10 protein-coding genes are annotated in these 13,680 nt (G+C 32.8%); all 10 read right to left on the bottom strand.

Going from position 1 to position 13,680, the window contains the following annotated elements; translation table 11 throughout:
* Positions 1-14 precede the first annotated feature (14 nt).
* A complete protein-coding gene (locus tag NQ499_RS13285) occupies positions 15-1,130 on the bottom strand; it encodes a glycosyltransferase (RefSeq protein WP_006506700.1) in 1,116 nt (371 codons plus the stop codon).
* A gap of 51 nt (positions 1,131-1,181) precedes the next feature.
* Positions 1,182-2,282 (bottom strand): UDP-galactopyranose mutase, encoded by a 1,101-nt coding sequence (glf, locus tag NQ499_RS13290; RefSeq protein WP_226793719.1) that lies wholly within the window; start codon positions 2,280-2,282, stop codon positions 1,182-1,184.
* Positions 2,275-3,546, bottom strand: coding sequence for a hypothetical protein (locus tag NQ499_RS13295; RefSeq protein ID WP_006506976.1), 1,272 nt, complete (start codon positions 3,544-3,546; stop codon positions 2,275-2,277). Before NQ499_RS13295 ends, glf begins: the two co-directional genes overlap by 8 nt.
* A gap of 16 nt (positions 3,547-3,562) precedes the next feature.
* Entirely contained in the window at positions 3,563-5,140 is a 1,578-nt protein-coding gene (locus NQ499_RS13300) for a peptide ABC transporter substrate-binding protein (protein WP_006506975.1), read from the bottom strand.
* Complete coding sequence (locus tag NQ499_RS13305; RefSeq protein ID WP_040390219.1) at positions 5,140-5,916, bottom strand: DUF4422 domain-containing protein; 777 nt, start codon at positions 5,914-5,916, stop codon at positions 5,140-5,142. Before NQ499_RS13305 ends, NQ499_RS13300 begins: the two co-directional genes overlap by 1 nt.
* 13 nt (positions 5,917-5,929) lie before the next feature.
* On the bottom strand, positions 5,930-7,375 hold the full coding sequence (locus NQ499_RS13310; protein ID WP_006506973.1) for a sugar transferase: 1,446 nt from the start codon (positions 7,373-7,375) through the stop codon (positions 5,930-5,932).
* Between the two features lie 124 nt (positions 7,376-7,499).
* The gene (locus NQ499_RS13315) at positions 7,500-8,540 is read right to left on the bottom strand and encodes an acyltransferase (protein ID WP_040390218.1); all 1,041 of its coding nucleotides are present in this window, start codon (positions 8,538-8,540) and stop codon (positions 7,500-7,502) included.
* Between the two features lie 14 nt (positions 8,541-8,554).
* Entirely contained in the window at positions 8,555-9,013 is a 459-nt protein-coding gene (locus NQ499_RS13320; protein WP_006506971.1) for a GtrA family protein, read from the bottom strand.
* A 114-nt stretch (positions 9,014-9,127) separates the two neighbouring features.
* Complete coding sequence (locus NQ499_RS13325; RefSeq protein WP_006506970.1) at positions 9,128-10,741, bottom strand: L,D-transpeptidase family protein; 1,614 nt, start codon at positions 10,739-10,741, stop codon at positions 9,128-9,130.
* A gap of 219 nt (positions 10,742-10,960) precedes the next feature.
* Positions 10,961-13,387: a glycoside hydrolase family 25 protein gene (locus NQ499_RS13330; protein ID WP_006506969.1), complete on the bottom strand. Its 2,427-nt coding sequence runs from the start codon at positions 13,385-13,387 to the stop codon at positions 10,961-10,963.
* Between the last annotated feature and the right edge of the window lie 293 nt (positions 13,388-13,680).

Consider the following 13,680-nt stretch of genomic DNA (forward strand, 5'->3'; position numbering starts at 1 on the left):
CTGTTTTCCTTTCTTTAATCATCTAAGTAGGATTTTAATTTCATAGCTTCAGTATAAATATCAAATCCCTTATCTTTGATGACATCCGTATATTTATTTCTTTCAATGTCTCTCTTGATGAACTGTCCATAAATGATATCAGCCCATTCTTTAGGAGATTCATCCAATGAAATATATGTGAGTAAATCTGTAATCCCTACACTTTCTGGGACAACTGTCTTGGAAGTAAAGGATAACAGTCCAGAAGCCTGTGCTTCTAATAATGATATACCAAATCCTTCAAAACGAGAAGGGAAGAGGAATATATCAGCGGCTGATAATAATTCTGGAATATCACTACGCAAGCCGAGCAGCTGTACGCTATCTGTTAAATTCAAATCAGAAATCTTCTGTTCAAGTTCACTTCTTAATTCTCCATCACCCACTAATACAAGTTCGAAACGATCATCCATCTTCTTTAATTCAGAAAAGATATCAATTAAGAATAGCTGGTTCTTCTGATAAGTGAATCTTGCCGTATTCATTACTACAATCTTATCTTCAGCATCAAGATCTTTACGATAAGCGGCTCTGACCTCTCTGTCATATTTAAAACGATCTGTATCAATCGCATTATTAATAACGTGATAACGAGGACTCTGACGTATATCTTCTTCAAAGAAGAACTGTCCTGCTAGTTCTGAGCAGGCCCAGAAATCAGTCGCATACTGTTTTACTTTCTTTTTATTTTTATAATGCATGAACTTATAGAAGAGTGCTTTTTTACCTTTCTTCATGAAATCATTATTATGTGCATGTACAATCACTTTTTCAGGAGAAGCAAGCTGAGCATATTTCAACAAACCAAAATTACCTAAATCACACGCATTAAACCAGATAATATCATAATGATGGTGCTGAAAGAAACTTGTCATTTCCTGCTTAAATTCTTTAACCTGTTTAAACTGACTTGACTGAATTGTATAAATTCTAGAACCATTATCTAGAATCTCCTGACTATAAGCACATGTATCAAATGTAGTAAGGAAATCTATTTTAAAGGTGTTCTTTAATTTTCTGAAGTAGGTCATTAAAAAACTTTCTATGCCACCAGGATTAGGTGTCATTCCTATAATCAATACACTCTTCATAATAAGCCTCCATTGTGATAAGGCAAAGATTCATCATCTTTGCCTAAATAATTAATTAAATTCCTTTTTAACTCTGTCTAATGCAGCTGCGATAACTGCATCCATATCATAGTACTTATATTCTCCTAGTCTTCCACCAAAGATTACTTTAGTTTCTGCTTCGCCTAGCTTCTTATATTCTGCATATAAGGCACCATTCTTTTCATCATTGACTGGATAATATGGTTCATCTCCTAGTTTCCATTCAGAGCTGTATTCTCTACTGATGACAGTCTTAGGCTGTGTACCGAATTCAAACCATTTATGTTCAATAATTCTTGTCCAAGGTGTTTCTGCGTCTGTATAGTTCACTGCTGCATTTCCCTGGAAATTTGGCTTATCTAATACTTCTGTTTCAAATCTGACTGATCTGTATTCTAATGTACCTAGCTTATAGTTGAAGTAAGCATCAATAGGTCCTGTATAAACAACCTTATCTGCAAGGCTGTCTAGTTCTTCCTTGTTTTCTAGGTAATCTGTATTCAATCTTACTTCAATACCTTCCAACATGTTTTCTACCATCTTTGTATAGCCACCCATTGGAATACCCTGATATAACGCATTGAAGTAGTTATTATCAAAAGTAAGTCTTACTGGTAATCTCTTGATGATGAATGATGGAAGTTCTGTACATGGTCTTCCCCACTGCTTTTCTGTATAGCCTTTGATGAGCTTTTCATAGATATCTCTACCTACAAGTGAGATAGCCTGTTCTTCAAGGTTCTTTGGTTCTCCCTTGATTTCCTGTCTCTGTTCTTCAATCTTTGCAGCAGCTTCTTCTGGAGTCACTACTCCCCACATCTTATTGAATGTATACATGTTGAATGGAAGTGAATAAAGTTCTCCCTTATAGTTCGCAACAGGTGAGTTTGTGAATCTGTTGAACTCTGCAAACTGAGTGATATACTGCCATACTTCCTTATTATTTGTATGGAAGATATGTGCACCATACTTATGTACATTGATACCTTCTACTTCTTCAGTATAGATATTTCCTGCAATGTTAGGTCTCTTATCAATGACAAGAACCTTCTTTCCTCTCTTATTTGCTTCATGCGCAAAGATTGCGCCATAAAGACCTGATCCTACTACTAGATAATCATATTTACTCATCTAAGTGTCCTCCTTGGTTAAATAGTAAATCATGTAATACTGGAATAATCATAAAACAGAATATTGATAATGTGATAGAAATAATTCTAGGATTCAATAAACTGAATGTTGTAATAACGAATGAAATAAATAGTAATCCATCTTTTTTATTCTTATAAAGATACCAGATCACTATAGCTGCGATTGTGAAGAAGGCAATAAAGAAGATCCATCCATTTTCAAATAAGATTCTCATATACTCATTATCAATGAAGTTACTTCTAATAATGGCATCCTCATTTCCTTTAGTAAGTGAATACCCAACTAAATCTATATTCGAACCAAATAAACTAAATCCATAACGTTTAAAATCATAGAATGTCTGATAAAGTCTATTTGAGAATATATTATTTAACTTCTGAGCAATCTTGAATACAATGCCATTCACATTCATTGTATTAAAGATTAACCCATACAACATTACAATCACAAAGCTTCCAATTGGATATAATGGGAAACATACTGTAAAAGCCTTCTTAAAGAATTCTACAATATTCTTAAATCTTCCTAATATACCTGTAGACTTCATAAAGATACAGATAAGAATACATTCTGATACAAGTAATTCTGTTCTTGAGTCTGTTAAGAAATAAACAAATACAATAAGCAGCTGGTATAAACCTAACTTTTCAGGACTGATCTTGAAATCTTTCTTATATGAATAATAGAGAATCAAAAACATAACAAACTGAGAAAGATAAGTAGGGTACCCAAAACCTAAAGAATGTCTCATTGTCCCATCGACTCTGTTGTTAATATAATCATGCATCAGTCCTAAAGAACTTAATGTCACAATAAGAATCAATGAAATAAACTGCGTAGAGAATAATGTATTCACAACATCATCAAACTCAAAACAGCTTGCATAAATCAATGTGAATAATAAGAAAAACAATGCTTTATTTCTAGTAAGAACTAGATTAGCCACAATACTCACTAATGCGATAATAACGACTCCTGCAATAAAGTACTGTTTCTTATTAAAATTTTTAATCTTCTCTTTATACTCATTCAAGTCTAAAGACTTGAATTTCTTACAAATCATAATCAAGAAATATACATAACAAATATATCTCAACAGCTTACATAAAGTGGCAGCCTTCGCAAAACTATAGCTTAAAGTTGTCATATCTAATAAAAGTGTGAAGTAGTAAATAGATAAAACAGCCAAGCCTATTTGAGGAGTCACTATTTTCTGAATAAATGTTTTTATTTTATTAATCATACAATACTCTCCTCAATTAACGCATATACATATATCTAAAGCTATATGGGGCACCACAGAAATTACGAATCAAATCAGTGACACTCATATTAATTAAGTATCTCTGTCCCTGATGAACAACTGGAATGAATGCATAATCACGCATTGCGACTCTTTCTGCATTTAAGAATGCATAGTAACGTTCATCTTGATCCTTTGCGTTCACTGCAGTTCTAAAGTAGTTATTGAATTCATTATTCGCATAATGATTAATACCCTGGTTATTGACTGCAAGAGGGGCTAGATAATCATAAGCATCATTACATACACCCTTGATACGTAATAAAGAAAGTTCTGCCTGATTATAATCTACAGTATTTACTTCTTTTAAATACACCTTGATTTGTTTTGTTGCTTCAAGATCTTCTTTAATCTTACCCGCAATTGCCTTAGTTGCTGGATAATCATTTGTATAAGTTAAAGTAAATGTGAATTTCTTCAATTGGTATTCATTAAGAAGCTTGCTTAAAGTTTTCTTTGCTTCTTTCTTGTCATACTTTAATTTATATCGAGAAGCATCTCGAATAAACTGCTTATTAGAGTTGAAACAGATTCCCATAGGAAGTAATCCCTGTGCCTTATGACTTCCATCATGCAATACCTGTTTATTGTATTTCTTTCTTTCAAGTAATAAAGACATTGCTTCACGTACTCTTGCATCTGATAAATACTGATCCTTGAAATTAGGCACTAAATCCCAAATAACACTATCCGAATCTGCAGTACTTGAATCTTTACCATCATACTTCTTCGCATTTTCACCAGTCACTGCCGCAAAGTCAATCTTGCCTTCATCAAACATCTTGATCTTGTCTTCATTACTGATTCCAAAATACATATTCACAAGATCGATGTTTGTCTTCTTTGCGATATAACATGTCTTATTCTTCTTTAAAGTAATCTTATCTTTAGAGATAGAAGAGACCTTATATGTCCCACATGACAATAATGCCTTAGGAGAAGTTGCATACTGATCTCCCTGTGCTTCTACAAACTTCTGATTTAATGGGAAGAATACTGGCTGAGTCACTAAATCCATAAAACGTGATGTCTTATAAGCGAGGTTAACGACTAACTTCTTATCCTTCACATAAACCCCTAATGTATCTGCAGACTTTCTACCGTTGTAGATTTCATCTGCTCCTGCAATGGCTGCACCATAAGAGGTAAGAAGCTTAGATGCATCAGAACGCATAGATAAGGCTCTCTTCCATGCATATACAAAGTCTTCTGCAGTCACGGGATCCCCATTAGACCATTTCACATTCTTTCTAATTTCAAAGGTATATGTTTTACCATCATCACTGACTTTCATGCTTTTCGCAATGGCAGGCTTTAACTTACTTTTCACATTATAAGCATATAAGCCATCACCAAAAGCCTGAATCACATTCGTAGATGTTTCATCGATAGCCTTTGATGCATCAAGTGAAGTCACATAACCAGAATCCGCAAAATTAAATACCTTCTGTGCACCTGCATTATTCACAAATGAACAGCCTGTCATCATAGTTAATACAAGTGTAAGTGTAATTATTCTCTTAAATAAACTCATTAGAAACTCTCTCCATACTTCTTATGCAAGAACTTAGCCTTTAAAAATCCCATTCCCTTTTTAAACATGTTAATCTTTTCCATGTATACAAATGGCACTTCCTTACATGCATAGCCGTTCTCCATCATCCATACATCTAATAATAATTCACTAATTCTACCTGGATAACGTGCATGGAAACTATTATATTCAGCATCTTCAAATCTCTTTGTCAATTCAAATAAAATACCGAATAACCATTCACAATAAGCATCAAAATATTCTTTCTTCATCACAAACATATTAAAAGCATGCATTGTCTTTTCTTTCATATGTTTATCAAAAGCTGGTAAATATTCTGGACACTTCTCTTCAATAATCTTTCTTGTTTCATCGAGTGGTTCTGGATAAAGTGTATGAACATAATGATCATAAATTGTTTCAATATAATAATTACGTCTCTTAGTCACTAAGATATCATTGTCCTTTAATAATTCTTCTGCTTCCTTAGAAGTAAGAACACAATCAAATGGATCCTTTGTTTTCTTCTTACCTCTAAAATGTCTACGATAATGTGCTAAACCTACATAATCTGCATCTAAATTCTTCCAAGCCCAATATAATCCTGTTAACTCACAGAACTGTGGGTTTAAAGAAGAAATATTATCACCTGTATTATCACGTGTATATCCAAGATCATCTTTACCTTCTGCACCTACCTGTACAGGAACATACATCTCATCATCAGGCATACGATACTTCTTATGTGTCGCAATAATAATCTTTACTGATGGCATATTCATTACTCCTTTACATTGATCCTTCTTTTTTGAAAACAACCTGTACTGTCTTCAATAAGATATGAATATCAAGACTGAACTTCCAGTTCTTGATATATTCTTTATCTAATCTTGCGATTTCTTCAAAATCAGTGATGTTACTTCTACCACTTACCTGCCACATACCTGTAATACCTGGCTTAAATGCAAGACGTGCTCTATGACGTAATTCATACTTATTCCATTCATCAAGAGTAGGAGGTCTAGTACCTACTAAACTCATATCACCCTTTAATACATTAAAGAACTGAGGGAATTCATCAAGAGACCAGTCTCTAATAAAGTTACCCACACCCTTCTTAATAGTTCCATCGGCTTTCTTCTTACAGCCAATAATACGAGGGTCATATTCAAGCTTAAACATCATACCGTCCTTGACTCTATTCTGCGCCATAAGTTCTTTCTTACGCTCTTCAGCATCCATATACATACTTCTAAACTTATACATATTGAACACTTTACCATTTCTACCAACTCTCTTCTGTTTAAAGAAGATTGGTCCTGGAGACGCAATAAAAATTGCAGGAGCTAAGAAAATTGTTAGAATGAGTGTAATTAAGCAGCCTACTAAACCACCTAAAATATCTAGTATTCTCTTGGCAATCCAGTCGTATTCATTAATAGAGTTCATGCTGACAGTCAATACCTGGTTTTCACCCATTCTTTCAAACTGTTTACGATAACCCTTTAATGAGTTATATTCACTGATTTCTACATGTACTGCAAGACCCATTTCAGCTAAGTCTTTAACTAAAGAAGTTGAGAAAACATCTTCTCTAGGAAGAATAACCAATGCCTCATCCATCCACTGTCTCAATACATAATCTATGACAGTATCCTGAGACGCAACAATAGACCAGCCATTTGATTTCTGGCCTTCCATATTCTTATCTAGAATCGCAAATCCAACACTCTGATATTCATCTAAACCAAATGTTTTCTTATTCTCTGTAATAGAATCAATATACTCAGACTCTGTAATCACAATCAATGACTTCTTATTATTCTTTCTTCTACGTCTTACAATTGGCTTCATAACACAATGCACAATATAAGTAAACATTGCATCAAATACACATGTAAAACCTAAAGTTAAACGTGATACATCATCCTTCTGCGCATAGAAAATATAAGCAGTAGATACAACCATTAATAATAACGATTTCTCTATTACCTTTATCATTTCTGTAACGTTATTACGCTTTAAAATATTCTTTAAAATATTAAAGAATATAATAATCAACATATCCAATAATGTCATAACTATAGCGATATTGACATACAATGATCTAGTATATAAATCAAGTATTCCATGACGCATATAGTAAGCTAGAAAAATGGCTAGCTGTAAACAAATCAGGTCCGCAATTAAAAAGTCTAAATGCTTTGCCCATCCTCTTAGTTTCCTTTTATACATCTTATATTCACATCCTTATTGTTAAGTTCGTACTAAGTTAACTATACCACAAAATGGCCTGTAATTCACTCATTGCCGTTATTATACCTTATTACAAGGCCATCTATGTGTAATTTTTGTGTAATTATGGTAATACTTTCTTTCCCACTCTTAATTTTCGAATGAATGCCGTTAAAATAATCGTAATAGGAATCACAACAAGCGGCATACCTAAACGATAGATAATTGACTTTGTATAATTCGCAAGATGTAGGTATCTATTTAAGATTTCAATAATGTAATAATGCATTAAATAAATAGGGAATGTATATTTCTTAATGAACTGTACAGATTTAGATATTTTAGTCTGCATGACTTTACTACTGATCTGTTTGATAAATAAGAAAACCGCACCAGAATACATCAAAATAGGGGCCTGCATTAAATTCTTATAGATCTGGCTTACACCACCTAATGCATAAGATTCAAAATAAGTACCTCCAAAATGCATTAAGAAACCAGCCAAACCAGCTACATAAATAATACATCTTTGATTAGGTGTAAAATCCATCTTATGAATCAAATAACCCATAACTACAAAAATTGCATAACCACTTACCACATTAATTCCTAAAGGCCACGCCATATCAATATGCATTGCAGAAAGAAGGAATGGAATAGTTCCATTAAAAATAAATCCAATGATGAATAAATATTTAAATAGCTCGATTCTTTTTTCTTCCGGAATAGATGCAAAAAGAGGAATAGATAAATAGATTCCAAACAATGGCATAAAGAACCAATAAATAGTCACAAATTGATTATTAATAATACCATCTACTAGAACTCTTAAAGTTAAATCAGATGGTTTAAGTGTGTGTAAGAAAACAATATCAAATACTAGACCTACAAATGTCCAGAATAGAAATGGAATCACTGTCTTAGAAAAACGTTTCTTTAAAAAAGTCTTTGTATTATATCTCTTTTGATAATCCATCAATGTCACACTTGAAATCATAAAGAATACAGGAACTGCAAAAATAAATACACTTTCAATTAAGTTCGCAGTAATCCAATATCTTGATTTATTAAATTCCCAGAAACATCCATTGGTATGTAGAAATACAACTGCAATTGCCGCAATAACATTCGCCAAATCGATATATTCTATCTTTTTCGTTTTCATATAAATACCCCTCATTACTTCTTAAATACAAATAGCTTACTAATTAAATAATTTCCAATAAGCACTAGAATCTGTGCTGAAACCTTTACACCAATACTATTCATACTTAATAACTTAATACCCACATATAAAATGACTTCTTCCATTAAAAGAGTTGCAACACGTCCCCCAAAGAAAGAAACCATTTCTTTAAGAATCCCATTCATATCTTCCGCATTACTATCAAATACCCAGATACGGTTTGTTATATACGCAAATAATACCGCTAATATCCAAGAGAAGATATTCGCAATCATTGGATCCATATGCATACCAATATCAAAGAATGCATAAGAACCGATGCTAATAAAAGTCGTTAAACCACCAAAGAATAAATAGAGTAATACTTCTTTATATTTCTTATAAAATGGATTAAAGATACTTAAGATCTTCCACTCCATGATTCTATCAAATATATCTTTATCTTTTTTCATAAAACCTCCATGATACACTCATACAGAATAAGTATACATCATATTGAGGTATTCTCCCAATTAAATTGTACTCTACAAAAAAAGTTCCTCCTAAATAGGAGGAACCTAGAGATGTTAATAAATAATTACTTTAGTCTTCTTAGGAATGTTGTCATAAATCCATTTCGCATGATCAACATCTAATCTTACACAGCCATGAGAGACTGCTGCATCCATCGCATTATCAATAATTTTCTTCGGAGTATTCTGTCTATCATAGATAACTGAATGGAATAAGTAGTTACCAGTAATCTGTGTATAATACCAGCATCTACCTCTTGAGCCTGTATTAAAGTATTTACCTTTAATACCCACATAATAAGTACCACTTACAGTAGGGGTAGAAGGTTTACCAACACAGCACTTATAATACTGTACATCCTGCCAGTTGTTCTTACCGCCTTTAAAGATACCTACACGATGTGCCGCTCTATCTACAAGTATAATATAGTTTGTAGGACTTGTTTCATTACGCACTAATCCACGCATCTTATCTAAAGCACTATAAACCATCACACCATTAACTACTTCATAGTATCTGCCTTTACCATCGATCTGTGCAGAACCAGAATAATTCCAATCTAATACACCATGATTAATGTAGTAATAACTACCTGCATGATAGGCTAAACCTGTATAGTTCCAATCAAGAACACCGCCTCTAATACAATACCATGTACCAAAGTACTGGAATAAATCAGTATAGTTCCAGTTTAGCTTACCATTTTCTACATAATACCAAGTACCATAGTATTTAGTTAGATTAGTGAAATTCCAATCTAACTGTCCATTCACAACCATATACCATGTACTATAATACTTTGTTAAGCCTGTATAATCCCAATTGATTCTACCATGGTCTACATAATACCAAGTACCACAATGTTGTGTTAAACCTGTATAATTCCAATCAAGAACACCATTCTTTACATAGTACCAAGTACCAAAGTAATAAGTGACATCATTGAATTTCCAGTCTAACTGTCCATTCACAACCATATACCATGTACTATAGTACTTTGTTAGACCTGTATAATTCCAATTAAGAATACCATTCTCAACATAGTACCATCTACCTTCATACTGAACTAAACCAGTATAATCAGTCTTTAGCTTACCTTTTTCTAATAAGAACCATGTCCCATCAACATATGTTAAACCATTCTTATTCGTATCAAGAGAGCCTTTACGAATGTAGTATAAAACACCATCTGTTTTACATGCACCAGTATAGTTCCAGTTGATCTGACCTTTTTCAACATAGAAGTAGCCACCACAATGTTCTACTACACCTGTATAAGTCCAGTCAATCGTACCATTCTCTACAAAGTACCATCCACCACAATGATAAATAACATCCCTTGTTTTTTCATTCAAGCGACCTTTATCAATATAATACCAAGTACCATCAATATAGACTACATCAGTTAACTTTGTATCTACAGTCCCATTCTGTACATAATACTTTTCACCTTTGTATTCAGCTAGTCCTTTAAACTCTTTGTTTACTTTCCCATCTGAATAATAGACAAACTGATTATCTTCATACATAAGTCCTGACTTTGGTGTAATTACATCTTCTGTTGTTTCATCATCTAATGCATAAACAGAATGATTCAAAGCAAGAGGTACCTGAATAACCATAAAAGATAAAATCAAGCCTAATAACAACTTACTTAGTTTCTTCATGAAATGTCGCCTCCTTTCTTTAGAATAGGATTATCATCCCATATTTATTTTACCCTTATAGTTCTTTATAATCAATTATTTGTATCAGATTGTATTTTTATTATATTTAATGTTTAAATACTTCTCTAAACATATCCCTTTATCCACTTTTTTAGATAAATAATTCTTCTCATAAAAAATATCCTCCTAATAGGAGGATATCAATCATACTCATCATTTCTAAACACGTTTACCATTAACTACTTTATAGTAAGTTCCTTTATTGTTCACCTGGGCATAACCATTGAAGTTCCAGTTAACTTCACCATTTTCTACATAGAAGTAATTACCAGAATGATAAACAAGACCTTTATAGCTATAGTTGATACGTCCATCTCTTATATAATACCAAGTACCTGAATGTTGGAATAAGCCTGTGTGGTTCCAATCAAGCTTACCTTTCTTCACATAATACCAAGTACCATAATAATAAACGACATCAGTAAAATTCCAATCTACTTCACCATTTCTCACATAGTACCATGTTTCTCCATATTTCACTAAGTCCGTATAGCCCCAATTGATCTTACCATGATCCACATAATACCATCTCTTATTATAAAGAACTAAACTACAATAATCCCAGTTGATCACACCATGATCCACATAGAACCATTCATTATTATAATAAATAAGTCCTGAATGACTATAATCTACAACACCCTTCTTAATATAGTACCAAGTACCATCTTCACTTTGTGCAAGTCCTGTATAATTCCAGGCAACCTCACCATTCTTCACACAATATTTTGTCTGATAGTACTGAACAACACCATTGTAGTTCCAATGAATCATACCTTTATGAATATAGTACCAAGTGTTGTTGTAAAGAATTAAGTTGCTGTAATTCCAGTTTATTGAACCATTATCAAAATAATACCAGTTGTTCTTATAGTAAGTTAATGCGGTATAATTTTCATCTACAATCCCCTTAGTGACATAGAGATAATTTCCACCATTCTCCACGACACCTGTATATTGTGGATTAATCACACCATTCTCAATATAATAACGTTTACCATTATATTTATAAATACCAGTATAACTCTTATCTACCTGACCATTCTTAATATAGTAGTATTTTCCATCCTGTTCATAAAGGTCATTGAAATTATAATCTACCATACTATTTGAAACATAATACAAAGTACCATTTGATTCTACTAAGCCTCTATGATTCCATCGAATCATACTACGATCAACATAATAAATGGCTCCATTGTATTTAACTAGACTTGTATAGGTCCAGGTAATTTGTCCATTTTCTATATAATACCAATCACTGTTGAAATAATAGAGACCGGTGAATCCCGTATCTACTTTTCCACCTTTTATATAATACCAGGTATCACCTGTATAGAATAAATCATTATATCCATAATCTATCTGACTACTTGAGAAGTAATATTTAATGCCATTATATGCTGCTACATTATTATACTTCCAGGTAATCATGCTACTTTCTACATAATAGATATTGTTGTTGTATGAAACCGGGCCATTAAATGACCAATCCAATACACCTTTATTGATATAGAACCAGTTCTTATTGTAGTAATACAGGTCAGTAAAGTTCTTATTCACCTTACCTGCACTCAACATATACCAGTTCACACCTGCTTGGGTGAATCCAGTTTTAGATGTATCCACCTTACCATTCACAACCAGATAATCATTACCATTATAGGATGCAATACCATTATATGATTTATTGATCTGGTTATTTGTATAATAGTAAAGTCCGCCATTGACTTGATGTAATCCATCAGAATATTGAGGTTTATTCACATTAGATGGACCATTAAACGTCTTATACGCATAGTTCAAATCGACACGTCCTGAAATTCCAGGTACGCTACCAGTAGAAGAACATTGCCACATATCATAAGTACCCGTATAAGTACAAGTACTGTTATATTGTGCAACCCACTTCGTCCAGGAAGAGAATCGACTGTCTGTTAAGTAATTCGTAAACCAATCCTTGCTGGCATAAATACCTACTGTATATCCTTTTGCAGATAACTTATTGCAGAATGTTTCCGCAATATCACCAATGCCTGTCTTACTCACTTTATTACGCACTGCATATTCTTCTAAATCATAATAAACAGGATAGCTTAACTTCTTACCTTGTAATAAACGAATCGCATGATCTGCTTCACTAGAAGCCTTTGCGACAGTATCTGCATAAGAATACAAATACACACCATAAGGAATATTGTTTTCTACACATCCCTTTACATTCTCTTCCCATCTCTTGTCATCCTGAGATGTTTCATTTGTACCATATCCACATCGAATAATCGCATAATCAACACCTGATTGTTTTACTCTTTTCCAGTCAATCTTTTCATTATGGGTACTTACATCAATACCTTTTGCGATAGCTTTTGAATCCTTAGGCCAGGAAGAATCAACCGCTGAACGTGAAAAGAGACTCATAGAATGTCCTTCTCTAGTTTCTCCATCTGTATATCTAAAGCTATTCGCAATATCATTCTTTTCATTATCACTGATATCTTCACTATAGGATGGTAGAGATGCATTACTTAAAACCATAAAACAAGATAAAATAATAACCCAAAACTTAAAAAATGTTTTCTTCATAAATGTACTCTCCTTCGCGTATCAAAAAATTTTAACATCTACATTATTAATCATCAATTTAGGTAAAATAATTCACATAATTTCCTAAAATTTATGAAAAATGAAAGGGCCTTGCATAAAATATTTTCTTTTGTCTGTTTGATCTCTATTGATTCAATTCCTCTATTTAGTTCTCATATTATTATGGTTTTAACTACTCTTTTTTGAATCCTTAGACATCTATATTACTGATAAATATATTATACCATCACCCTGAATAATCAGTAACCCCCTTATGAAAGTATTTTCATTTC

Origin of the sequence: Catenibacterium mitsuokai, from assembly GCF_025148785.1 — a bacterium.
Taxonomy (GTDB): domain Bacteria; phylum Bacillota_I; class Bacilli_A; order Erysipelotrichales; family Coprobacillaceae; genus Catenibacterium; species Catenibacterium mitsuoka.